Source organism: Pseudomonas sp. Snoq117.2 (assembly GCF_900110545.1).
GTDB lineage: Bacteria > Pseudomonadota > Gammaproteobacteria > Pseudomonadales > Pseudomonadaceae > Chryseomonas > Chryseomonas benzopyrenica.
The window spans coordinates 104,048-126,285 of sequence record NZ_FOED01000006.1 but is presented as its reverse complement, the minus strand read 5'-3'; the positions used below and the strand labels follow the sequence as shown (position 1 = coordinate 126,285).

General features: G+C 64.4%; 22 protein-coding genes and 1 tRNA gene. 13 read left to right on the top strand and 10 right to left on the bottom strand.

Annotation, left to right across the window (positions count from 1 at the left end):
* Positions 1–69: 69 nt before the first annotated feature.
* On the bottom strand, positions 70–483 hold the full coding sequence (locus tag BMZ43_RS16635; RefSeq protein ID WP_093255009.1) for a hypothetical protein: 414 nt from the start codon (positions 481–483) through the stop codon (positions 70–72).
* 282 nt (positions 484–765) lie between these two features.
* On the opposite strand from BMZ43_RS16635, the gene BMZ43_RS16630 reads away from it, so the two are divergent.
* From BMZ43_RS16630 to BMZ43_RS16615, 4 genes are all read left to right on the top strand, one after another.
* Positions 766–1,473: a recombinase family protein gene (locus tag BMZ43_RS16630; RefSeq protein ID WP_093255006.1), complete on the top strand. Its 708-nt coding sequence runs from the start codon at positions 766–768 to the stop codon at positions 1,471–1,473.
* Positions 1,474–2,304: 831 nt separating this feature from the next.
* Positions 2,305–2,523, top strand: a complete 219-nt coding sequence (locus BMZ43_RS16625) for a hypothetical protein (RefSeq protein ID WP_093255003.1) — start codon at positions 2,305–2,307, stop codon at positions 2,521–2,523.
* 687 nt (positions 2,524–3,210) lie between these two features.
* Positions 3,211–3,495, top strand: coding sequence for a hypothetical protein (locus BMZ43_RS16620; RefSeq protein WP_093255000.1), 285 nt, complete (start codon positions 3,211–3,213; stop codon positions 3,493–3,495).
* The gene (locus tag BMZ43_RS16615; protein WP_093254998.1) at positions 3,492–4,280 is read left to right on the top strand and encodes a hypothetical protein; all 789 of its coding nucleotides are present in this window, start codon (positions 3,492–3,494) and stop codon (positions 4,278–4,280) included. The genes BMZ43_RS16620 and BMZ43_RS16615 overlap by 4 nt, the downstream gene beginning before the upstream one ends.
* A 305-nt stretch (positions 4,281–4,585) precedes the next feature.
* Here the strand turns inward: BMZ43_RS16615 and BMZ43_RS16610 are convergent, their stop codons facing one another.
* The 5 genes from BMZ43_RS16610 to BMZ43_RS16590 form a co-directional block, all read right to left on the bottom strand.
* Positions 4,586–6,355 (bottom strand): site-specific integrase, encoded by a 1,770-nt coding sequence (locus BMZ43_RS16610; RefSeq protein ID WP_093254995.1) that lies wholly within the window; start codon positions 6,353–6,355, stop codon positions 4,586–4,588.
* Positions 6,356–6,449: 94 nt separating this feature from the next.
* Positions 6,450–6,525: transfer RNA gene (locus BMZ43_RS16605), tRNA-Phe, on the bottom strand.
* Between the two features lie 86 nt (positions 6,526–6,611).
* A complete protein-coding gene (locus BMZ43_RS16600; protein ID WP_017639567.1) occupies positions 6,612–6,884 on the bottom strand; it encodes an oxidative damage protection protein in 273 nt (90 codons plus the stop codon).
* On the bottom strand, positions 6,881–7,945 hold the full coding sequence (gene mutY / locus BMZ43_RS16595; protein WP_017639566.1) for an A/G-specific adenine glycosylase: 1,065 nt from the start codon (positions 7,943–7,945) through the stop codon (positions 6,881–6,883). Before mutY ends, BMZ43_RS16600 begins: the two co-directional genes overlap by 4 nt.
* Positions 7,942–10,167, bottom strand: a complete 2,226-nt coding sequence (locus BMZ43_RS16590) for an AsmA family protein (RefSeq protein WP_093254993.1) — start codon at positions 10,165–10,167, stop codon at positions 7,942–7,944. The genes mutY and BMZ43_RS16590 overlap by 4 nt, the downstream gene beginning before the upstream one ends.
* A gap of 295 nt (positions 10,168–10,462) precedes the next feature.
* On the opposite strand from BMZ43_RS16590, the gene BMZ43_RS16585 reads away from it, so the two are divergent.
* The 9 genes from BMZ43_RS16585 (at position 10,463) to BMZ43_RS16545 (ending at position 17,908) form a co-directional block, all read left to right on the top strand.
* On the top strand, positions 10,463–12,127 hold the full coding sequence (locus tag BMZ43_RS16585; RefSeq protein ID WP_093254990.1) for an OFA family MFS transporter: 1,665 nt from the start codon (positions 10,463–10,465) through the stop codon (positions 12,125–12,127).
* A gap of 144 nt (positions 12,128–12,271) precedes the next feature.
* A complete protein-coding gene (gene hisB / locus BMZ43_RS16580) occupies positions 12,272–12,865 on the top strand; it encodes an imidazoleglycerol-phosphate dehydratase HisB (protein ID WP_058761454.1) in 594 nt (197 codons plus the stop codon).
* The gene (gene hisH / locus BMZ43_RS16575; protein ID WP_059313269.1) at positions 12,865–13,503 is read left to right on the top strand and encodes an imidazole glycerol phosphate synthase subunit HisH; all 639 of its coding nucleotides are present in this window, start codon (positions 12,865–12,867) and stop codon (positions 13,501–13,503) included. Before hisB ends, hisH begins: the two co-directional genes overlap by 1 nt.
* Positions 13,503–13,760, top strand: coding sequence for a DUF2164 domain-containing protein (locus tag BMZ43_RS16570; protein ID WP_093254987.1), 258 nt, complete (start codon positions 13,503–13,505; stop codon positions 13,758–13,760). Before hisH ends, BMZ43_RS16570 begins: the two co-directional genes overlap by 1 nt.
* A 31-nt stretch (positions 13,761–13,791) precedes the next feature.
* A complete protein-coding gene (hisA, locus tag BMZ43_RS16565) occupies positions 13,792–14,529 on the top strand; it encodes a 1-(5-phosphoribosyl)-5-[(5-phosphoribosylamino)methylideneamino]imidazole-4-carboxamide isomerase (protein WP_093254984.1) in 738 nt (245 codons plus the stop codon).
* Positions 14,530–14,539: 10 nt separating this feature from the next.
* Positions 14,540–15,322: an imidazole glycerol phosphate synthase subunit HisF gene (gene hisF, locus BMZ43_RS16560; protein WP_017639560.1), complete on the top strand. Its 783-nt coding sequence runs from the start codon at positions 14,540–14,542 to the stop codon at positions 15,320–15,322.
* 29 nt (positions 15,323–15,351) lie between these two features.
* Positions 15,352–16,110 carry a substrate-binding periplasmic protein gene (locus BMZ43_RS16555; RefSeq protein WP_093254981.1) on the top strand — a complete coding sequence of 253 codons (759 nt, stop codon included), beginning with the start codon at positions 15,352–15,354 and terminating at the stop codon, positions 16,108–16,110.
* A gap of 49 nt (positions 16,111–16,159) precedes the next feature.
* The gene (locus tag BMZ43_RS16550; RefSeq protein WP_064306835.1) at positions 16,160–16,921 is read left to right on the top strand and encodes a substrate-binding periplasmic protein; all 762 of its coding nucleotides are present in this window, start codon (positions 16,160–16,162) and stop codon (positions 16,919–16,921) included.
* A 225-nt stretch (positions 16,922–17,146) separates the two neighbouring features.
* Positions 17,147–17,908: a substrate-binding periplasmic protein gene (locus tag BMZ43_RS16545; RefSeq protein WP_064306834.1), complete on the top strand. Its 762-nt coding sequence runs from the start codon at positions 17,147–17,149 to the stop codon at positions 17,906–17,908.
* Between the two features lie 24 nt (positions 17,909–17,932).
* Here the strand turns inward: BMZ43_RS16545 and BMZ43_RS16540 are convergent, their stop codons facing one another.
* The 4 genes from BMZ43_RS16540 to BMZ43_RS16525 all read right to left on the bottom strand — a co-directional run bounded on the left by BMZ43_RS16540 (position 17,933) and on the right by BMZ43_RS16525 (position 22,092).
* Positions 17,933–18,688, bottom strand: a complete 756-nt coding sequence (locus tag BMZ43_RS16540) for a divergent polysaccharide deacetylase family protein (RefSeq protein WP_064306833.1) — start codon at positions 18,686–18,688, stop codon at positions 17,933–17,935.
* A gap of 2 nt (positions 18,689–18,690) precedes the next feature.
* Positions 18,691–20,034 carry a S41 family peptidase gene (locus BMZ43_RS16535; RefSeq protein WP_093254978.1) on the bottom strand — a complete coding sequence of 448 codons (1,344 nt, stop codon included), beginning with the start codon at positions 20,032–20,034 and terminating at the stop codon, positions 18,691–18,693.
* Positions 20,035–20,063: 29 nt separating this feature from the next.
* Positions 20,064–21,347, bottom strand: a complete 1,284-nt coding sequence (locus BMZ43_RS16530) for a murein hydrolase activator EnvC family protein (RefSeq protein WP_017639554.1) — start codon at positions 21,345–21,347, stop codon at positions 20,064–20,066.
* Positions 21,348–21,480: 133 nt separating this feature from the next.
* Positions 21,481–22,092, bottom strand: coding sequence for an NAD(P)-dependent oxidoreductase (locus BMZ43_RS16525; RefSeq protein WP_093254975.1), 612 nt, complete (start codon positions 22,090–22,092; stop codon positions 21,481–21,483).
* Between the last annotated feature and the right edge of the window lie 146 nt (positions 22,093–22,238).

Genomic DNA, 22,238 nt, shown 5'->3' with positions numbered 1-22,238 from the left:
TAGCCAAGCCCAGTAATGACGGGCCTTACAGCCCGATACAACAGGCCGTAGTGTACAAGTCCTGTGTACCTATGACCATTCGGGCTTGAGGTGGATTACGTCATGCGAGCGAGTCCAGTCACCAACGTCCATTTCGTGCCCGACATACACGACGCTGCTGGCAGACTTGAGATTGGTCAGGGCGTCTAACAGGTAATCTCTTGGGTGCACGGCCAGCACAACGTCATGTCGTGCGTAAGGATCAAGCGTCTGCTGAGAGTGAAGGGATACCGCCACACCTTCCACTGATACTGACTGATTGGCCTGCAGTTTTCTTAGCATCGGTCCGCCCAGGACGGGCTCAAGGAAAGGACAGGTATGCTTGTTGTTCACGTAAATCCAGAGTTGCTGATTACTCTGCTGAGCAAACCCTAAAGCAGCAACGTAGGTTGCCTTTACTTCCTCTTCGTCCGCGTACTCCGGTACAAAAGCGTAAACATCCATAGTGTTCCCTCACGTAGTTGGTGAGCTTTAACCCTAGCATCTGCGCAGCGTAACGGCGGCACTAGCGGACCTAAATCCGCTCTGGATTTGCGAGAGTACCCTTGAACCCTAAAGGAGTACGCCAGTCCCCATGGCCTGGTGCCGGGGTGTGCCCAGCCGGCAGGGAAAAACCAAGCCCCGCCACCTCATATCAAACCGTTCGACTGCGCCTTATCAAACCGTTGACAAGCGTCAGCGTTAAGATAAATGATGCCGGCATCACGTCCTACCGAGCATCCCAGCATGAAAGTCGTCGCGTACTACCGAGTCTCCACCGAGCGCCAGGGAGAGTCCGGCCTTGGCCTGGATGCCCAACGGGAATACATCCGTATCGCGGCAGAGCAGAATGACTGGGAAGTGCTGGCGGCCTTTGAAGATCATGCGTCGGGCACCATCGCACCGGAGCAGCGCCCGCAATGTGCGGCTGCCCTGGAGCACTGCAAGAAGCACGGCGCAACGCTCGTCGTGGCGAAGCTCGACCGCATCAGCCGGGACGTCGAGCACATCGCGGGGCTCATCAAGCGCGTGCAGTTCAAGGTGGCGACGATGCCCACGGCGGACAACTTCCAGCTCCATCTGTACGCCGCCCTGGCGCAGCAGGAACGGGAGTTCATCAGCCAGCGCACCAAGGCCGCTCTGGCGTCACTCAAGGCCCGCGCAGAGGCAGGGGATGCACAAGCGCAGGCCAAGGTAGAACGTCGCACAGCGGGGCGGCTGGCGGCCAATGCGGCAGGCACAGGGGCAGCGGTGCATGCAGTGAAGGTCAAGGCCGACGTGTACGCGACCAGCATGGCGAGCGCGATCAAGGCCGCGATGTTCGATGGCGTCAGGACATTGCAGGCGCTGGCCGATCACCTCAATCAGCGCGGGCACCAGACACCCAGGGGCGCCAGCTTTACCGCTACCGCAGCGAGCCGCCTGCTACAGCGCCTTTGCATCCCCTTCCCTTAGTAGGAGGACACTGGCGCAGGGGCACAGAGAGCCCGTCAGCGCAGCGAGAGCACTCGCCCCGCGATGGTATTCCTAGGCTCAGAACGTCGCTTAGGAGGGCCCGCAGGGAGGCCGGCGCTGCCCACGAAGCAGGAGCACTCAAGGCCCGCGGGCGCACGCGACACGCAAGCCGCCAGCGACGCCAGGGCATGCCGGGCGTAGTAGCACGAGCACCTAGGTAGCAGTGGATCAGCAGGCACGCCCAAAGCCTACGGGAGGCCCGTGATGCAATGATCCTTGTTCCCCCTATGCCTGCGCATGCCCGCGTAGAGAACGCAGCAGCACGGAGCTGGACAGGCCTTGCCGGCACAGTCGAGGGTATTGGCAGCGCGGACGCCCGCATCCTGTCTTCGTTTGGCATCTTTCGTATGTAGGCAGCAGGTCTATGCCTGACGCTCAGCAAGGCCAATCAGGCCCGTCAAGTAAGGCGGCTTGCATTCTAGCGATCACCCCTTCTGGACCTACTACGCCGGTTAGCTCCTCACTCGTAGCGACCCACCTTAGTTTGATGCTGCTGTCCGAGCAGAGATAAAGAGTAAAACTAATCATCCCAGGCGACGACTGCTCGGCCTTGCAGAAATGATCAGGAAAAGCCCTGGCTACAGCGCCCAAGGCTGCGTGCAAAGCTGGGTCTATCATTTGGGTGAAAGGTAGGTGAGATACGACGTTTGTCGCGACGAGCAATTTTATGGTAAGAGGAATGGAAAATGAAGGGGCTCCGCTTAGGAAGTAGCTATCGCGATAGTGAACGGAACTAAGCCCAGGTCTCCGGTCTGATTCTGGAACGCCATTATGCAAGGAAGCATGGACATGCCTTACCGCAGAATCAATCTCGTCATCCTCGACGAGAAGCCCCTTGAAGAACTCCAGCGTGATCTTGATAAGCAGCGACGCAAAGTCCAATCAAGCCGGCGCCTGCTCCGCCACCTGTTCAATCGCCTTGCTCATCAACAAGCTGACCTAGAAGCACTTGAGGCTCTGGTGGCCAGCAGGCGCGCCACAGTGCACTAGCATTTAAATGGAGCCCTATCGACAGAGGGGCGCTCCGGCTAAGTGGTGGCCTATGGGAAAGGAAACATCTTTCACCTAAATGGGGGCCTTTTGGATAGAGAAAGTCATCGGTGTTTAAATCGAAGGCGCTTGGGAACAGGCAGCAAGCCTCATTGAGGGCCTATCGACACCAGAAACGCTTTCCCCTTCTGTGGACTCAGGCGGAAGTGGTGACCTATCAGCAGAGCATAGAGCGATTGAGGGCTCATAGGTACAGGAGGCATTTCTGTTTGCTATCGGCACCTCGTGATTGAGGGCCTTTTGGAGAGAGAAACATTTCGGTCAGAGTTTTCGCTCTTTTGATCAAGGGCTCACCGGATAGAAAAACGTCCCAGAAGTCCTCATGTTTGATTGAGGTCCCATTGGTAGAGAAACGTTTTTGGTCTGCAAAGACTAGCTGAGCCCGGGAGGGCCCAAAAAAATTTATCCCTACCGCAACAAGAACAAGAATCCTTAAAAGGATCAGACAACAGGGCGATGTTGCTACGCACCAATCAGCCCACCTACAGACCATGGCTAGCCAAGGGCCGTGCGTAACCGCTGCACTCCACACCCATCCACACCCGTCCGACGCGAAGCCATCTGGCCTCGTGGACGCTTCCGGCTGCCCGTCACTTGGCGGCGGCCAACCCTAACAGGAGACAGACCATGACCAACCGCGCCAGCCACATTGACGCGAACCACCCCGACCGCTTCACGCCTGCCGACATCAGCAAGCACGCTCACCGCTGCATGTTGGATCGTCTCGCCAAGCACGACCGCGAACTAACGGCGATCCGCAAGCTCTTGCTGGGCGTCATCCAGCAGCAGCCCCTGGCTATCGAGGCTCGCGAACTACGCACCAGCGGTCACACCTTCGGCAGCATCGCTGCACGCACTGGCCTTACCCGGAACGTCGTCGCCGACATCATCGGCCAGGACGGTGACGCATGAGCGCTCATGAAGTCTGCCTAGATACCCAGGAGCAGATCAGTCTGCACAAGGCCGTACGCACAGCCGGGCACGAGCCTACCGACGCCAGCGGCAATGCGAGTCCCGCCTTGGCACAGTTCAGGCAGTCCGCTCTGGAGTACAAGAGCCAGCACGGAAGCTTAGAGGGCTGGACTCCTGGCCCTGCCAAGCCAGCCAGGACTCTTGGGGCCGAGCTTGCTCGCATTGAGCAGGACGCCCGTAGAGCCCGCAGGGAGGCCATCAAGGCCGCTGGAGTACAGACGCGCTACCTAAGCCTTGCCGAGGCCGAGCACGTCATCAGAGGCGCCCTGAATGCCTGCATGGACGACAAGCCTCCCAAGGCCACCGCCTTGCTCAGAGAGGCAGGCGTATCTCCAAAGGATGCCGCCAAGCTAGCCAGCCGTGGCAGCCCACACATCGTCCGAGTATGGAATGAAACCCGGCAACATCCGAACCGAGAGGTAATGCACATGACCAAAGTAATGACGCGCCGCCATGAGCGGAACATCCAGAGCGGTAGCCTCGCCAATGCCGTAGAGGGCATCTACTACAGCGCCGCACATGCCAAGGATCGGCAAAAGCTCGCAGACCACGAGCAGCGGATTAAGGAGATGGAAGCCAGGCTTGCAGCATTGGAAGCTGGCGATAACTGGAAAGCCATTGCAGAGCGTATGCGTGCGGAAGGCGCCAGCCACAATGCCATTGCCCAGGCTATCGGCAAGACCAGAGACGCTGTAGCCGGCTACCTACGTCGGTGTAAGCAGTAGCAGCAGAGATGGGCAGCATGGATCTCATAGGTACTTTAGTACCTTAGAGATTTACCCCGAAAAGGTGTGTCGTTTGACACACCCCTGGCACCGTGCCACTACTCCCGTCAGTACATGCAGCAGGCCGTGCAGGCCCAGCCTGAGCGCAGGAGGTACAGAGTCGCCAGCAGCAGGACATGCCAGGAGGCGCTACAGGGGCACTACAGGGGCGATACCGCGTGCCCTGTGTGAGCACACCCTCGAAGCCCTAGTGCCCCACCAGTGCCCCTGTACGGGGTGTACGGCAGGGCCAGGGCGGTAGCCGATCAGCGAGCCCCAGGGATCAGCAGCCCAGGCGCCGACGGATACCGCTGGAGTTCTTCACGCATCCGGCTCAGTGGCATCCCGCCGTACTCCCGGCTGACAGAGCCATCGCTGTGCCCGGTGATAGCGTCGTGTACGTCCTCGGGAATGCCTACCTGACGGCTCAGCGTCTTGAAGGTGTGTCGAAATCCATGAGAGGGCATGGCCGAGCTTTCCAGCGCCACCACGTCCTGCAGGTAGCTGCGCCAGGTCTTGCCGATGTTCCTGCCGTAGTAACCCTGGCGGTCAGCATGGAGCGACGGGAACAGTTGCCCGCTCGACGGAAGACCCTCGTGGTAATCCATGAAACCCAGGGCCAGCAGGTCAGGATGCAGCGGGACACGTCGGCGAGAACTCTCGGTCTTCACCGTCCGGCCATCGTCATCGTCGTCCGCTAGGCCCAGGATGGACAGGAACGGAATGCCCTCGTCCTGCTGCACGTCACTGGCGCGAAGCTGGCACAACTCCTCTCGCCTTGCGCCGGTGTAGTACATCAGGATCGGCAGCCAGTAGAGCGCCTGGCCGTAGTCCTTCCGTGCTGGGCGCCAGCCTTCCGCCGTGAACAGCGGGCTACGGAAGATCGTGCCCAACTCGTCGGCTGTGTAGTCCTTGCGACGGCGAGCGCCTTTGCTTTTACCGGCAGCAGCGCCAGCAGCCTTGGCTACCCCGGACTCATCAATCGGGTTTTCCTGAATCCAACCCATGCGGACGGCAAAACCCAGGATGGCGCCAACAGTTCGCAGGCGATTGCGGATCGTGGCCGCTGACAGCGTGGGCAGCCCCTCCGCTTGGGCACGGGCTATCAGTTCGTTCGCTGTGAGTTTGGAAGCCCCTGGCATTTGCAGTGGGAAAGCAGTGAGCTTTGCCCGGTACTCCAGCGCCGTGCTCCGCGTTATCGACGTCACGGGCAGATCACCGAACATCTCGACGAAGCGAGCCAGTGTGCCCTTGGCTTCAGCGAGGGAGGTCCGCGTGGCGCGATTATCACCATCGAGCAAGCGCGATTGGCTGTACGCCTCAAACACCTCGGTAACCGTCTTGGTCTTCACCTCATTCCGCCGGTGCTCAAAGCTCAGAGGCTCACGCTCCAGCACGTTAGCCTGCACGATCCAGTTCCCTGAGTCCCGCTGCTTGGCGATGTCGGACAACCGGAACACATGATCGTGGAATGCTTCGGCCAGCTCCGCATAGTCATCAGAGCCTTCGGCTGGCGGAGGAACGTTCACGGACCGCAGAGCCTGCAACAGGTGAGGCCGCATCACTGACAGCCAGTCCGTCTCGTCGCCCTCCGCTAGCGCCTCACGGATCGTCAGGTACTCCCGATGCTCCTCCCAGCCATGCGGCGTCTCGAACGCTGTGCTGTCGCCGGGCAGCATCCAAGCTCGGAAGCTACCGGACTGCTCCATTTCTTCTAGCTCTTGGCGGAACCAACGTGCGGCTAGCTGCTGCATGTCGCGCTTTGTCAGAGCCTGCACGCCAGCGAGCTGGGCACGGGCGAGGGAGAACGCTTCTTCGGAGCGCGTCCACTCAACAGCATGGCGGGCCTTGGCTTCTAGCTGATCACGGGTCTTTAGAGAGCGCTTGTACTCTCGCCCCAGGACAGGGCGAAGCTCATCGGGGACACGGCGCCGAATGTAGTACACGCCGGTGGATGGATGCTTGAAGGGCTGGGCCATGAAAGCACGGAACCGAGGGGAATGCGGTGCAACGATTTTAGGAGTCTGGATCGCCATGTGTACCTGCCGTGTGTACCAGAACGGAAGGGCGTGGCTAGGTCCTGAAACGAAAAACCCCCGATTCCTCGCGGAATCAGGGGCTTAGGTATCATGGTGCCCAGGGACGGAATCGAACCGCCGACACGGGGATTTTCAATCCCCTGCTCTACCAACTGAGCTACCTGGGCAACGGGGCGCATTAAAAGCGTTTCTCGATCCTGTGTCAACAGCGAGCCCAAAAAAATTTAGATTTTTCGGGCGCTTAGGCGTCGACTCAGGCGCTGGGGGGCACGTAGCCCTCGGCCTGGGCGTAGTCTTCGCCGGACAGGAACTTGTCCATCTCGGCTTGCAGGAACTTGCGATCCTCGGCGTTCATCATGTTCAGCCGGCGCTCGTTGATGAGCATGGTCTGGTGCTTCTGCCACTCTTCCCAGGCCTGCTTGGAGACGTGTTGGTAGATGTCTTCGCCCTTGGCGCCGGGGTAGGGCGGACGATCGAGGGCGGGCAGCTCCTGCTTGTGCTTGCGGCACATCACGGTGCGGGTCATGCGGGTTCTCCTTTGAGCGCCTGCTCGGCGCGCTTGAGCAGTTTCTGCACCGGGGCGGCGAGGCCCAGGCGCGGCGGGGACGCGAGGTTATACCAAAGCCAGTCGCCCTCGGCCACGCGGTGCTGGCGGTGGTCCACCTGCACCAGCCAGGGTTCGATGGCCAGTTGGAAATGGCTGAAGGTGTGCACCAGGCCGGGCAGCGCCTGGCGTTCGTCGATGGCGAGGCCCTGGCGTTCGGCGAGGGCTTCGAGTTCGGCCACGTCGGCCACCTCCGGCGGACCCCAGAGACCGCCCCAGAGGCCGGTCGAGGGGCGGCGCTGGAGGAGCACGGCATTGGCGTCGTTGACGAACAGCGGCATCAGGGTGCTGCGCTGCGGCAGTGTCTTGCGTGGCTTGGCGGCGGGAAAGTCGGTTTCCTGGCCCAGCAGGTGGGCACGGCAGCCGGGCTTGACCGGGCACAGCAGACAGCTGGGTTTGCTGCGGGTACAGAGGGTGGCGCCCAGGTCCATCATCGCCTGGGTGTAGTGGCCGACCCGCTCGTGGGGCATCAGTCGGTCGGCCACCTCCCACAGACGGCGGGCCACGGCGGGTTCGCCCGGATAGCCGGGAGTGGCGGTATAGCGGGCCAGGACGCGCTTGACGTTGCCATCGAGGATGGGCGCCCGGATGCCCATGCTCAGGCTGGCGATGGCGCCAGCGGTGGAGCGACCGATACCGGGCAATTCGGCCAGGGCCTCGACGCTGCGCGGGAATTCGCCGCCATGGCGCTCGACCACGGTCTTGGCGGCCTTGTGCAGGTTGCGCGCGCGGCTGTAGTAGCCGAGGCCGGTCCAGAGGTGCAGCACCTCGTCTTCCGGCGCCGCGGCCAGGGCCTCGACGGTGGGCAGCGCCTGCATGAAGCGGTCGAAGTAGCCCAGCACGGTGGCGACCTGGGTCTGCTGGAGCATGATCTCCGAGACCCAGACGCGATAGGGCGTCACGCCCTGTTGCCAGGGCAGGTCCTTGCGGCCGTGCAGGTCGTACCAGGCCAGCACGGCGGTACCAAAGGCGTCGTCAGTCATCGGCGTTGCAGCAGCCCTCGGATGGCGTTCTGGATGTCGGGGCTGATTTTATCACCGAGCTTCTCTTCGATTTTTTCGTTCAGACGATTGCCAGCGGCGCGGGCGATGATCTGGCCCATGGCCTCGCGATCCAGGCGGCAGGCCTTGGCGCCCAGTTCCAGGGGGCCGCGGCACTGCAGCGGCCACTCGATATCCGCATAGCGCTCGCCGACCCGGCAGCCGGGATCGGCGGCGGCATTGGTGTCGCCCTGCACGGTGATGCCCAGGCGGTAGTCGAGGCCGAGGGTGCGCAGGTCGATGTCGCCCGCGCCCTTTACCGCCAGGCCCGGCACGCTGACGCTGAGGTCCTGGTTGCGGGCCACGCCGTTGACGATGTTGAGGCTGCCGCTCAACTGGCGGAACGGGGTGTTCTGGCCGCCATGGGGCAGCTCCAGCGGCTTGCGATTGAGCAGGGCGATGCCCTGGCACAGCTGGCTTTCGACGTTGGCGTCGATCAGTTGGCCATTGCGTAGGGCGAAGCGCGCGGTGCCGCCCAGGTTGTCGATCAGGGTGCGTTGGCTGGCGCCCGAGCTGCGCAGATCGGCGTCCAGGTCCAGCAGGCCTTCCACCGGCGGCTTCTGGCCCTGGGCCTGGAGGATGCGCTCCACCGGTACGCCCTTGATGCGTTCACGAGCGGTCAGTTGCGGCTGGACGCCGCGCACGTCGAGGGCGCCATTGGCTTCGAAGCGACCGCCGAACAGCTCGCCTTCCAGGGCGCTGAGTTGCAGTTGGCCATCGGCGGCCTTGGCCTTGAGGCTGGCGCCTTCGAAGGGCAGGCGATTGAGGGTCAGGTGTTGCAGGCTCAGGTCGACATCGGCGTCCAGGCTGCGCAGGCGCTCCACCGGCAACAGGGTTTCCTGGCTCCAGGCGTGCTGGGTCGGCGCCTCGGGCAGCGGCGAGTTGCCCTGGGTGGCGATGGCATCGACCTGGGCGACCTCTTCCTGGCGCGCGCCATTGGCCTGGCGCGCCGCGGCGGCCTTGGCCGGCAGATAGCGATCCAGGTCCAGGGCGTCGCCGCTGACCTGGATACGCAGGGCGCGGCGGGCGATGTCGGCGACGGCGACGCGGCCCTTGAGGGTGCTGTCGTCGAACTGGAAGTTGAAGTCGTCCAGCGCCAGGGCGTTGCGGCTGGCTTGCACCTGGGCATTCATCTCGAAGCGCTGCAGGGTCTTGGCATCGGCCATGGCCGGCAATTCGACGCCGATACTGTCGAGGAAGGCGCGCAGGTCCAGGCGGGCGATGGAGACGCGCCCGGCCAGCTGCGGATCGGTTTCCAGACCGGTGAGCTTGAGGTCGCCCAGTGCCTTGAGGTCATTGGCAGTGAGCTTGAGGCTGGTCCACTCGGCGGTCTGGGCGCGGCGGTCGACGGCCAGTTGGCCGCTGGCGGAATAGTTGACCACCTTGCCGTTGAAGGGCTCGCCACTGGCGTCGCCGGTCAGCTGGAGATTGTCCAGGGCGTATTGCTGGCTGGCCGGATCGAAGCGCAATTCACCGTTGAGCAGTACCGTGGCGTTGACCGGCGGCTGGGTGGTACTGGCGGTGCCGGCCAGCTTGATGGGAATGGGCGTGCCGGCGTAGATGGCACTGGTCTCCAGATCGATGCCCTCGAAGGCATAGCGGGCGCCGCTGCGGGCGTCGCTGTATTCGACGCGGGAATTGCGCACGGTCAGGCTCTCGACGTTGAGCTTGAGCGGCTGGCGCCCCGCGGTCGGCTCGCCAGACGTGGACGCGTCGGCGGGGGTGTCGGCCGGCGCGGCGCCAGCGCCCGCCTTGGGCGCCGGGCGGCCGATCTCGGCCCAGTTGGTGCGGCCCTGGTCATCGCGGCTGGCGGTGAGGTCCAGACCGTCGATCTTGATGTCGCTCATCTCCAGGTCGCGACGCAGCAGCAGCGGCAGCAGGCGGACCGAGAGGATCAGCCGCTGCACCTGCGCCAGCTGGCGATCGGGGGTGGCGGCGCTGGCCAGGGTGGCATCGTGCAGTTCGACGCCCAGCCAGGGGAACAGACTCCAGCCGATATCCCCCTTGAGCTGCAGGTCGACGTTGGCCTTGTCGCGCGCCAGCTGGCGGATCTCGTCCTTGTAGTCGTTGGGATCGACCAGGTGGGTGAGGGCGAAGCCTGCGGCGACCAGCAGGAGCAGCAGGCCGACGAGGACGATACCCAGCACTTTGGCGAAAGCTTTCATGACGAGGAAATTCCTGTTCCGACGGGCGATGGCGCGACTGGCCAGTATAGGGGCTCGGTCGCGCCCGATGACATCGAGGTGTCGGCGCTGTGACAGCCGTGGTACTCGCCCGTTTCGTCGGATGGCTGATGCCGCCCGTACCCTCGCAAATGAGCAGGGCTGGCAGTTGGCTAGGGTGCGCTTTAATGTCGCGCACCTCTAGTCGGTTGGCGCCGTTTCTTTGACTCGTTTACGGGGAAGCGTGCAGGGAATGTCCACCGGCCTGGACGCTATACACTAGAAAAGGGCTGAACCCATGAGCACTACTCTCACCGCTGGCAGCGCCGCTTCGGCACGTCCGGCTTTCCTGTCCAAGGAGCGCATCGTCGCCCGGCCCGGTTTCAACCGCTGGCTGGTCCCGCCGGCCGCTCTGGCCATCCACCTGTGCATCGGCATGGCCTATGGCTTCTCGGTCTTCTGGCTGCCGCTGTCCAAGGCGATCGGCATCACCGCCGCCGTGGCCTGTCCGGTCGAGATGGGCTTCTTCGAACAGATCTTCAGTGCCACCTGTGACTGGAAGATCTCCCAGCTCGGCTGGATCTATACCCTGTTCTTCATCTTCCTCGGCTGCTCGGCCGCCCTGTTCGGTGGCTGGCTGGAGCACGCCGGTCCGCGCAAGGCCGGCGTCGTCTCGGCGCTGTGCTGGTGCGGTGGTCTGCTGATCTCCGCCCTGGGCATCTATACCCACCAGATCTGGATGCTGTGGCTGGGTTCGGGCGTGATTGGCGGTATCGGTCTGGGCCTGGGCTACATCTCGCCGGTGTCGACCCTGATCAAGTGGTTCCCGGACAAGCGCGGCATGGCGACCGGCATGGCCATCATGGGCTTTGGTGGCGGCGCCATGGTGGGTGCACCTCTGGCCGATGCCCTGATGCGGCACTTCGCGTCGGCCACCGAAATCGGTGTTTGGCAGACCTTCCTGGTCATGGCGGTGATCTACTTCGTGTTCATGATGAGCGGCGCCCTGGGCTACCGCGTGCCGCCGACCGGCTGGAAGCCCGCCGGTTGGACGCCGTCCACCAAGAAGGCCGGCAGCAACATGATCACCAATCGCCACGTCCACGTGAGCAAGATCTGGGGCATCCCGCAATTCTGGCTGGTCTGGGCCGTGCTCTGCCTGAACGTGACCGCCGGCATCGGCATCATCGGCATGGCTTCGCCGCTCCTGCAGGAAGTCTTCGGTGGTCGTCTGCTGGGCAACGGCCTGGCCTACGGTGAACTCAGCGCCGATCAGCTCAAGCAGATCGCCGCCATCGCCGCCGGCTTCACCGGTCTGCTGAGCCTGTTCAACATCGGCGGGCGTTTCTTCTGGGCATCCTTCTCCGATTACATCGGTCGCAAGATGACCTACTTCGTCTTCTTCACCCTGGGCTTCGTGCTCTATGCCATCGTGCCCTGGACCGGTCACCTGGGCAGCGTGGCGCTGTTCGTCTTCGCCTTCTGCCTGATCCTGTCCATGTACGGCGGTGGTTTCGCTACCGTGCCGGCCTACCTCGCCGACCTGTTCGGTACCCAGATGGTCGGCGCCATTCACGGTCGCCTGCTCACCGCCTGGGCCGCCGCTGGCGTCTTCGGTCCGGTGCTGGTCAACTACCTGCGCGAGTACCAGCTGAGCATGGGCATCCCCCGTGCCCAGGTGTACGACATCACCCTGTACATCCTGGCCGGTCTGCTGGTGCTGGGCTTCCTCTGCAACCTGATGGTGCGCCCGGTGGCCGACAAGCACTTCATGACCGAGGCCGAACTCGCCGTCGAGCGCGCCAATGGCCACGACAGCAATGCCGGCAGCGCCCAGGTGCTGGAGTGGAGCGCCGATCCCAAGACCAAGCCGCTGGCCATCGCCGCCTGGCTGGCCGTGGGCATCCCGCTGGCCTGGGGTATCTGGATCACCCTGCAAAAGACCGCCGCGCTGTTCAGCTGAGTCACAGCCGAATCAAGCGGTAACGGGGCGTCCCCACGCGGGCGCCCCTGGCGGTGGGACGCCTCGTCCCGCCGCGCTTTCGATCCAGTCCTCGCGCCCCTATAATATCGGCCCTTTCGCCCACCGATTTTCGCGGAGCAGGCTATGGCCGAACGCAAGGCAACCGTCGAGCGCAACACCCTGGAAACCCAGGTCAAGGTATCCCTGGATCTGGACGGCACGGGCGCGGCGCGCTTCGACACCGGGGTCCCCTTCCTCGAGCACATGCTCGACCAGATCGCCCGCCATGGGCTGATCGACCTCGATATCCACTGCCGCGGCGACCTGCACATCGACGACCACCACACGGTGGAAGACATCGGCATCACCCTCGGCCAGGCCTTCGCCAAGGCCGTCGGCGACAAGAAGGGCATCCAGCGCTATGGCCATGCCTATGTGCCCCTGGACGAGGCCCTGTCACGCGTCGTCATCGACTTCTCCGGCCGGCCCGGCCTGCACTGGAACGTGCCCTTCACCCGCGCCACCGTGGGCCGCATGGACGTCGATCTGTTCCTCGAATTCTTCCAAGGCTTCACCAACCACGCCCAGGTCACCCTGCACATCGACAACCTGCGCGGGGTCAACAGCCACCACCAGATCGAAACGGTGTTCAAGGCCTTTGGCCGCGCCCTGCGCATGGCCCTCAGCGAAGACCCGCGCATGGCCGGCGTCATGCCCTCCACCAAGGGGTGCCTGTGATGCAGACGGTAGCCGTCATCGACTACGGCATGGGCAACCTGCACTCCGTGGCCAAGGCCCTGGAGCATGCTGGTAGCCATCAGGTGCTGGTGACCGGTGATCCCGCGGTGATCCGCGAGGCGGACCGCATCGTCCTGCCCGGCGTCGGCGCCATCCGCGACTGCATGGCCGAGATCCGCCGCCAGGGCATCGATGAGCTGGTCCGTGAAGTCAGCCAGGACCGGCCCTTCCTCGGCGTCTGCGTCGGCATGCAGGCGCTGATGCAGCGTAGCGAAGAGAATGGCGGGGTGGACTGCATCGGCCTGTTCCCCGGCGCCGTGCGGCGTTTCCCGGGCGGCATGCAGGAAGAGGGCGAGACCCTCAAGGTGCCGCACATGGGCTGGAACGAGGTCAGTCACGTGCTCGACCATCCGCTCTGGCACAGCATCCCCGATCGCGCCCGTTTCTATTTCGTGCACAGCTTCTATGTCGAGGCCGGCAGTCCGCGCCAGGTGGTCGGTCGCGGCCACTACGGCCTGGACTTCGCCGCGGCCCTGGCCGACGGCTCGCGCTTCGCTACCCAGTTCCACCCCGAGAAGAGCGCCGACTGCGGTCTGCAGCTCTATGCCAATTTCCTCGCCTGGGACGGCCGCTGGTAATGGCGCGCAAGCCGTCCGCGCCGCTGGTCAGGCTCGAACCCGAGCAGAGCCAGCGCCTGGTCACGGCCTTGCAGACCCTGCTGGACGATCGCTTCGAGGTCCGCCTGGGGCGGTTCGAAGTCGAGGAGCTGCTGGATTTCTTCGCCCGCGAGTGCGGGCCGCTGTACTACAACAAGGCGGTTGCCGACGTGCAGGCCCTGCTCAGGGAGCGCGTCGACAGCCTGGAAAGCGACATCTGGGCGCTGGAAAAGCCCTAGATCGCCCTCACCCCCGAGCCAAGGTATTGCCATGCTGATCATCCCCGCCATCGACCTCAAGGACGGCGCCTGCGTCCGCCTGCGCCAGGGGCGCATGGAAGACTCCACCGTGTTCTCCGACGATCCCGTGGCCATTGCCGCCCAGTGGGTCGACGGCGGCTGCCGTCGGCTGCACCTGGTGGATCTCAACGGCGCTTTCGAAGGCCAGCCGGTCAATGGCGAGGTGGTCACCGCCATCGCCAAGCGCTATCCCGGCCTGCCGATCCAGATCGGCGGCGGCATCCGCTCGCTGGAGACCATCGAGCACTATGTGCGTGCCGGCGTCAGCTACGTGATCATCGGCACCAAGGCGGTCAAGCAACCGGAATTCGTCGGTGAAGCCTGCCGCGCCTTCCCGGGCAAGGTCATCGTCGGACTGGACGCCAAGGACGGCTTCGTCGCCACCGACGGTTGGGCCGAGGTCAGCGAACTGCAGGTCACCGACCTGGCTCGCCGCTTCGAAGCCGACGGCGTCAGCGCCATCGTCTACACCGACATCGCCCGCGACGGCATGATGCAGGGCTGCAACGTCCCGGCCACCCGCGCCCTGGCCGAAGCCACCAGCATCCCGGTGATCGCCTCCGGCGGCATCCACAACCTGGGTGACATCCAGAACCTGCTCGACGCCCGCAGCCCGGGCATCATCGGCGCCATCACCGGCCGGGCGATCTACGAGGGCACCCTCGACGTCGCCGAGGCCCAGGCGCTGTGCGACAACTTCAAGGTCTGAGGACTCAGTCATGGCGCTGGCGAAACGCATCATCCCCTGCCTGGACGTGGACAATGGCCGCGTGGTCAAGGGCGTCAAGTTCGAGAACATCCGCGATGCCGGTGATCCGGTGGAGATCGCCCGCCGCTACAACGAGCAGGGCGCCGACGAGATCACCTTTCTCGACATCACCGCCAGCCACCAGGGCCGCGATACCACCCTGCACACCGTGGAGCGCATGGCCAGCCAGGTGTTCATCCCGCTGACCGTGGGCGGCGGCGTGCGCACCGTGCAGGACATCCGCAACCTGCTCAACGCCGGTGCCGACAAGGTCTCGATCAACACCGCGGCGGTCTTCACCCCCGAGTTCGTCGGCGAAGCCGCGGCGCGCTTCGGTTCCCAGTGCATCGTGGTGGCCATCGACGCCAAGCGCGTCAGCGGCCCCGACGAAACCCCGCGCTGGGAGATCTTCACCCATGGCGGGCGCAAGCCCACCGGTCTCGACGCCGTGGCCTGGGCGCAGAAGATGGAAGGCCTGGGCGCCGGCGAGATCCTGCTCACCAGCATGGACCAGGACGGCATGAAGAACGGCTTCGACCTGGGCGTGACCCGCGCCGTCAGCGAGGCGGTGGGCATCCCGGTGATCGCCTCCGGTGGCGTCGGCAATCTGCAGCACCTGGCCGACGGCATCCTCGAAGGCAAGGCCTCTGCGGTGCTGGCCGCGAGCATCTTCCATTTCGGCGAATGCACCATTCCCGAGGCTAAACGGTACCTGGCCGAAAAAGGGATTGTGATACGCTCCACAAAATCTTAAGCACCGGCGGGGCCGGCAGGGAGAGGGGCGTGCGCAAGGGAGTCTGGGCCTGCTTGGCCGGTTTGCTGCTGGTATCCACCGCGGTCAGGGCGGAGCTTCCGGCGGGTTATCAGCTGACACTGCTGACGGAAAACTTCCCGCCCTACAACTTCTCCACCGACGGCAAGAACTTCGCCCGCGAGGACGATCTCAAGGGCATCGCCGTCGACATGGTGCGCGAGATGTGCCAGCGCGCCGGCATCTCCTACAACCTCACCTTGAGATTCCCCTGGGAGCGGATCTACGGCATGGCCCTGGATCAGCCCGACCACGGCGTCTTCGTCACCGCCCGGCTGCCGGAGCGCGAGGCCCTGTTCAAATGGGTCGGTCCCATCGGCCCGGACGACTGGGTCCTGCTCGGTCGCGCCGACAGCCACCTGCAGCTGCGCAGCCTCGACGACGTCCGCAAGCAGCAGCTCAGGATCGGCGCCTACAAGGGCGACGCCATCGCCGAGAGTCTCGTCCAGCAGGGCTTCCAGCCGGATCTTGCGCTGCGCGATCAGGAAAACGTGCAGCGCCTGGTCAAGGGACAGATCGATGTCTGGGCCACCGGAGATCCCGCCGGTCGCTACCTGGCCCGCCAGGAAGACGTGACCGGACTCAAGCTGCTGCTGCGCTTCAACAGCGGCGAGCTGTTCCTGGCGCTGAACAAGCAGACCCCCGACGAGGTGGTACAGAAGCTGCAGAAGGCCCTCGACGAGATGCGCCAGAGCGGCGCGGTTCAGACCATCTTCAATCGTTATCTGTGATCCCGGCGGGCCGAGCGATCGGCGCGGACGGTCGCCTGAGGAGAGAGCTATGCGCAAGTCCTGGTTGGCCATCGCCGCCGTGCTATTGAGTTGCACCCTCGGCCTGGGGACAGCCCGGGCGGAATTGCCAGCGGGCTATCGCGTGGTGCTGCTGACCGAGAACTTCCCGCCCTTCAACATGGCGGTGGACGACAAGAACTTCGCGCGTGACGATGCCATCGACGGCATCAGCGCCGATCTGGTGCGCGAGATGTTCAAGCGCGCTGGGATCGACTACAACCTCTCGCTGCGCTTTCCCTGGGATCGCATCTACAACCTCACCCTGGAAAGCCCCAACTACGCGCTGTTCTCCGTGTCGCGCACCGAATCCAGGCTGCCGCTGTTCAAGTGGGTCGGCCCGCTGGGCAAGACCCGCAAGGTGTTCATGGCGCTGTCCGGCAGCACCCTCAAGGTGCCGGACCTGGCCACGGCAGCCCGGCTGCGCGTCGGTGCCTACAAGAATTCCGCCGTGAGCCTGATGATTCAGGAAAAGGGCATCGTCCCCATCGACGCCCTGCGTGATCAGGAGAACATCGCCAAGTTGCAGAAGGGCGAGATCGACGTCTGGGCCACCACCGACGTGGTCGCCCGTTACCTGGCCAAGCAGCAGGGCGTCAGCAACCTGCAGACCCTGCTCAGCTTCCAGGAATCCGACCTCTACCTGGCCCTGAACAAGGACACCCCCGACGAGGTGGTGACCCGCCTGCAGCAGGCCCTGGATGCCATGCGCCGCGAAGGCCTGGTCGACAGCATCACCAACAACTATCTCTAGTGCGGCGTTGCGTGGCGGGCGCCTGGCGAGTTGCGCTGGAGGTGAGCATTCGCCAGCGTCCTGTCTGGACGCGAGGTACTAGGGATTCCGCATGGCCCCGGCAGCTGGACGGGGCCGCGAAGCCTTGACCGCCGCGGTGAGGCCAGCCGCAGTGAGCGCTGAGCGTTGTAAAGGGATACTCAACGAAACCTCGGAAATGCGGCCTTGTGTCGCCAGGGAGTTGCAATGCAAAAGCTGTGGTTGCGTCTTGCAGGGGTACTGCTGGGTTGCACGCTGGGCTTGACCCAGGCCCGTGCCGAGCTGCCGGATTACTATCAGGTCGTGCTCCTGACCGAAAATTATCCTCCCTTCAACATGTCGGTCGATGACAAGAACTTCGCCCGCGATGACGCCATCGACGGTATCGCCACCGATGTCGTCCGCGAGATGTTCAGGCGTGCGGGCATCAAGTACAGCCTTTCGCTGCGCTTCCCCTGGGACCGCATCTATCGGCTGACCCAGGAAACGCCCAACTACGGCCTCTTCTCCGTGGCCTACACCGAGGCGCGCAAGGATCAGTTCAAATGGGTGGGGCCCTTTGGCCGATCGAGCTGGACCCTGCAGGCGTTGCCTGGCAGCAAGCTGGACGTCAAGACGCTCAAGGACGCCGCCCGCTATCGCATCGGTACCTATCGCAACGATGTGATCAGCAAGACGCTGACCGCCCAGGGCATTCCGGTCATCGATGCCCTGCGTGATCAGGAGAACGTCGACAAACTGGTGAAAGGCCAGATCGATATCTGGGCCACCGCCGATCCAGTTGGTCGCTATCTCGCCAAGCAGCAGGGGGTGACCGGCTTGCAGACGCTGCTTCGCTTCAACGAGGTGGATCAGTATCTGGCGCTGAACAAGGATACGCCTGACGAAGTGGTGACACGCCTCAAGGCGGCCCTGGAGCAGATGCGCAAGGAAGGGGTGATCGACAGCATCACCAACAACTACCTCTGACGCCTGGAGGCCACCAGCCGGTCGCTAGCGATAGCGACCATCGCGACCGTGCCCGGCCATGGCCTGATTGGCGCGCAGGGCGATCATCTGCGGCAGGTCGATCACCTCCACGCCCTGGGCCTTGAGCAGCGGCAACTGCTGGGCCAGCACCGCCAGAGTCGCCGGGTGCGGATGGCCGATCAGTACGGCGCTGCCCTGGCGCTTGGCCAGACGCACGCCTTCGGCCAGTTGCGCGGCCACGGCTACCGGAGTCGCCTCGTTGTCCAGGAAGACATCGCGCGAGACGCTGGCCAGGCCGATCTTCTGGGCCTCCGCGGCGGCCACGGTGGCAGCGCTGGTGCGGCTGTCGAGAAACAGCAGGTGGCGCTCCTGCAAGACCTGCATCAACTCGGCCATGGCCGGTCGGTCGGCGGTCATGCGACTGCCTTCGTGGTTGTTCACCCCATCCGCCTCGGGAACCCGTGCCAGCGCTCGATCGAGGCGTTGCAGGCGCTCGACCGAGGACATTTCCGGATGCCAGGCATAGGGACCGCCGGCCGGGTCCATGGGCAGGTGCAGCAACACGGTGCGCCCGGCGCGATGGGCCTGGGTAGCCAGCTCGGCGGCGTAGCGGGTCTCGGGGATGATGGCCAGGACCACCGGCGCGGGTAGCGCCAGGACCTGGCGATCCCGGGCCGGATTCTGGCCGAGGTCGTCGATGACGATGGTCAGCTGCGCGGTGGCGGCCTGGGCCAGACCGCTGGCCAGGGCGAGCACCCCGGCCAGTAGCCAACGTCCCATCCTCACGGGGTATGGGTGACGTTGAGCCCCTTGAGCAGCGACAGCGCCTGGGAGAGCTGGAAGTCGTCATCCTGCGGCCGCGGACTCTGGTTGGGCGCCTTGCTGCCGGTGGGCCGATCGGCGCCGCCGTTGCCATTGCCCAGGTGACCGGCCAGATCCGCTTCGCGGAAGTATTCGTCGCCACCGCTCTGCGGGGTGACCTTGGCCGGCGCCACGGCGATGTCCGGGGTGATGCCCTGGGCCTGGATGGAGCGACCGTTCGGCGTGTAGTAGAGCGCCGTGGTGAGCTTGAGCGCCCGGTCGTTGTTGAGCGGCAGCACCGTCTGTACCGAGCCCTTGCCGAAGCTGTCGGTACCCATGAGGATGCCGCGCTTGGAATCCTGCAGGGCGCCAGCGACGATTTCCGCGGCCGAGGCACTGCCGCCGTTGATCAGCACCACCAGCGGTACCTTCTCGCTGGGATCGGCGGCATCGGCCGAGAAGCGCAGTTCGGAATTGGGCAGGCGACCCTTGGTGTAGACGATCAGGCCATGGGTCATGAAGGCATCGGCCACCTCGACCGCCGACTGCAGCACCCCACCCGGGTTGTTGCGCAGGTCGAGGATCAGGCCCTTGAGCTTGCCCTTGTTTTCCTGGCGCAGCTTGGCGAGCGCCTTGACCGTCTCTTCGCCGGTGTTGACCTGGAACTGCGAGATGCGCAGCAGGCCGTAGCCGGATTCGAGCAGCTGGCTCTTGACGCTGTTGACCTTGATCACCGCCCGCGCCAGCTTGACGTCGAACGGCTGGCCACCACCGCGGACGATGGTCAGCACGATGGGGCTGCCCGGCTTGCCGCGCATCTTGTCGACCGCTTCGTTGATGGCCTGGCCCTTGGTTGGCTGGCCGTCGATCTTGACGATCAGGTCGCCTGGTTGCAGGCGCGCCTTGGCCGCCGGGGTGTCGTCGATGGGCGAGACCACCTTGATGAAGCCGTTTTCCTGGCCGACTTCCAGGCCCAGGCCGCCGAATTCACCGCTGGTGGTTTCCTGCAGCTCGGCGAAGTCCTTGGGTTCCAGGTAGGCCGAATGCGGATCCAGGTTGCTGAGCATGCCCTTGATGGCGTTTTCCAGCAGGACCTTGTCGGACACCGGCTCCACATAGGCCGCCTTGATGCGGTCGAACACCTCGGCAAAGGTGCGCAGCTCGTCCAAGGGCAGCGGAGCGCTGGCCGGGGCCGCGGGCGCGGCGCCCGATGCGACCGGCGTCACCGCAGCCGGGGTACTCTGCGGCGATTGCGCCTGGACGACTCCAACGCCGCTGAACAGCAGGGCGAGGACCAGGACGGTGGGACGAAAGCGATGCGGCATGTGCAGCTCCTAAACCGAGGTGTGTCGCACTATCCCTGAGCACGGCACCAGATGACCGGGTCCGTCGGACGGCCCTGTTGGCGGATGGCGAAGTACAAGGCGGAGGCTTCCTGACCGCCGCTGGCGCCGACGGTCGCAATGGCATCTCCGGCCTTGACCACGTCACCTGCAGACTTGAGCAGGCTCTGATTATGTCCGTACAGGCTGAGATAGCCATTCCCATGATCGATGATAACCAGTTGGCCGGCGCCTCTTAGCCAGTCGGCGAAGACCACCCGGCCGTCGTGTACCGCCTTGACCCGGGTGCCGGCACCGGCGGCGATCAGGACACCGTCCCATTTCGCGCGGGGATCGTCGCCGCGGGCACTGCCGAAACGGGCCACCAGGCGACCATCGACCGGCCAGGGCAGCTTGCCGCGCGCATTGGCGAAGGCACCGCCATAGGCAGGTGCTGCACTAGACACCGCCAGCTCCGGGGCGTTCGAGGGGCGCGGGGCTTTCGGCTCGCTTTGCGCCTGGCGCCGTGCCGCTTCCCGCGCCTGGGCGGCGCGAGCTTCGGCCAGTTGCCGTTGGCGGGCCTCCTCGGCTTCGCGGGCCTGGCGCGCGAGGGTTTCCTCGATGGTCTTGAGCACCTTGTTCAGGGCTGCCTGATCCTGCTCGCGGCTTTCGATCTCGCGACTCTTGTCGCGGTAGTCCGCATTGATCTTGGCCAGGGCCGCCTGGCGCTCCTTGCGCACCTCGGCCAGCTCCGCCTGACGCTTCTCTAGGTCTTCCCGACGCGCGACCAGCTCACCCTGTTCCTGCTGGATGCCCTGTTCCACCTCGCGCAATTCGCGCAGAGTGTCGTTGAAGCTGGCGAGCTGATCCAGGCGGGTGCGATTCAGGTAGTTGTAGTAGGTGAGGGTGCGACTGACCTTTTCCGGATGCTCCTGATTGAGCAGCAGCTTGAGGTATTCCTGGCGCCCGCTCTGGTAGGCGGCGCGCACCTGCACGGCGATCAGCTTCTGTTGCTCAGCGCGAGACTGGTCGAGCTTCTTCTTGCGCCCGTCCAGCTCTTGCAGCTTTTTTTCGCCGTTCTCCAGCTGCTTCTGCAGCGAGTCGACCTGCTTTTCCAACTCGCCCATCTGGGTCTCGGTGCCCTGCAGCTGCTTCTGCACGCCGGACTTCTCGGCCTGCACCTGCTTGAGTACCTTCTGCATCTCCTGGATTTCCCGGCGGGTCTGCTCGATCTGCCGCTGGGTGTCGGCGCGGTCGTCGGCCAGGGCGGGAGCGAGAACGCTGGCAAGCAGGAAAAGGGCAAGAACAGGGCGCATGCGAGGTCGTACGTTTCAAGGGCGAAGCGCCTAGTATGCCCGTCACATCCGGCAAAAAAAACGGCAAGGCACGCCGTTCAGCGTTCACGGCCCGACCAGGCGGCCAGGCTGCGAACGAGGGGGCATTTCTGTTTCAGTAACCCACGGTGAAACGGGTGCGGTGGTGGACAGGCCGTTCGGCCTCGTCCAGCAGCGCCACGGCGAAGTCCTCGTAGGAGATATGGCTGTCACCGGCCGCATCGAACAGCAGGGCATCGTCGCCCAGGCGGAAGCCACCGGTACGCTCGCCGGGCGCGAAGACCATCTGCGGACTGACGAAAACCCAATCGAGGTCGCTGACCCCGCGCAGGGCATCCAGGGTGGCGATGCCGGCTCCGGCTTCAGTGCGGTATTCCGCGGGAAAGCCAGGGGCGTCGAACAGTCGCGCGCCGTCCGGCAGGTGCAGGCTGGCGGCGCCGCCGACGATCAGCAGGCGCGGGATGCCGGTGGCCCGGGCGAAGTCGATCAGGGTGCCTGGTGCTATGTCGGCGAATCTCAGGCTGCTGATCAACACCTCGTGACCGGCCAGGGCCTTGGCGGCCCGCGGATCGGTGACATCGCCGGCGACCACGGTCAGGCCGGCGCGGGACGCCAGGCGCGCGGGATCCCGTACCAGGGTGGTGACCTGGTGGCCGCGGGAGAGGGCTTCGTCGAGCAGACGGCTGCCGACGTTGCCGGTAGCGCCGAGCAGGGCGATGGAGGTCATGGCTGGATTCCTCGGAAATGAACGGAAGCCAAGCCTAGGCATAGCGGCGGAAGCCGCCAAGGAGGCAGTTCGAGATGAGCTGGTTACCTGCGGATAACCCGGGGTCGGCGAGGGTATGGCGCCATCGGGGGGCTGTGTATACTGGC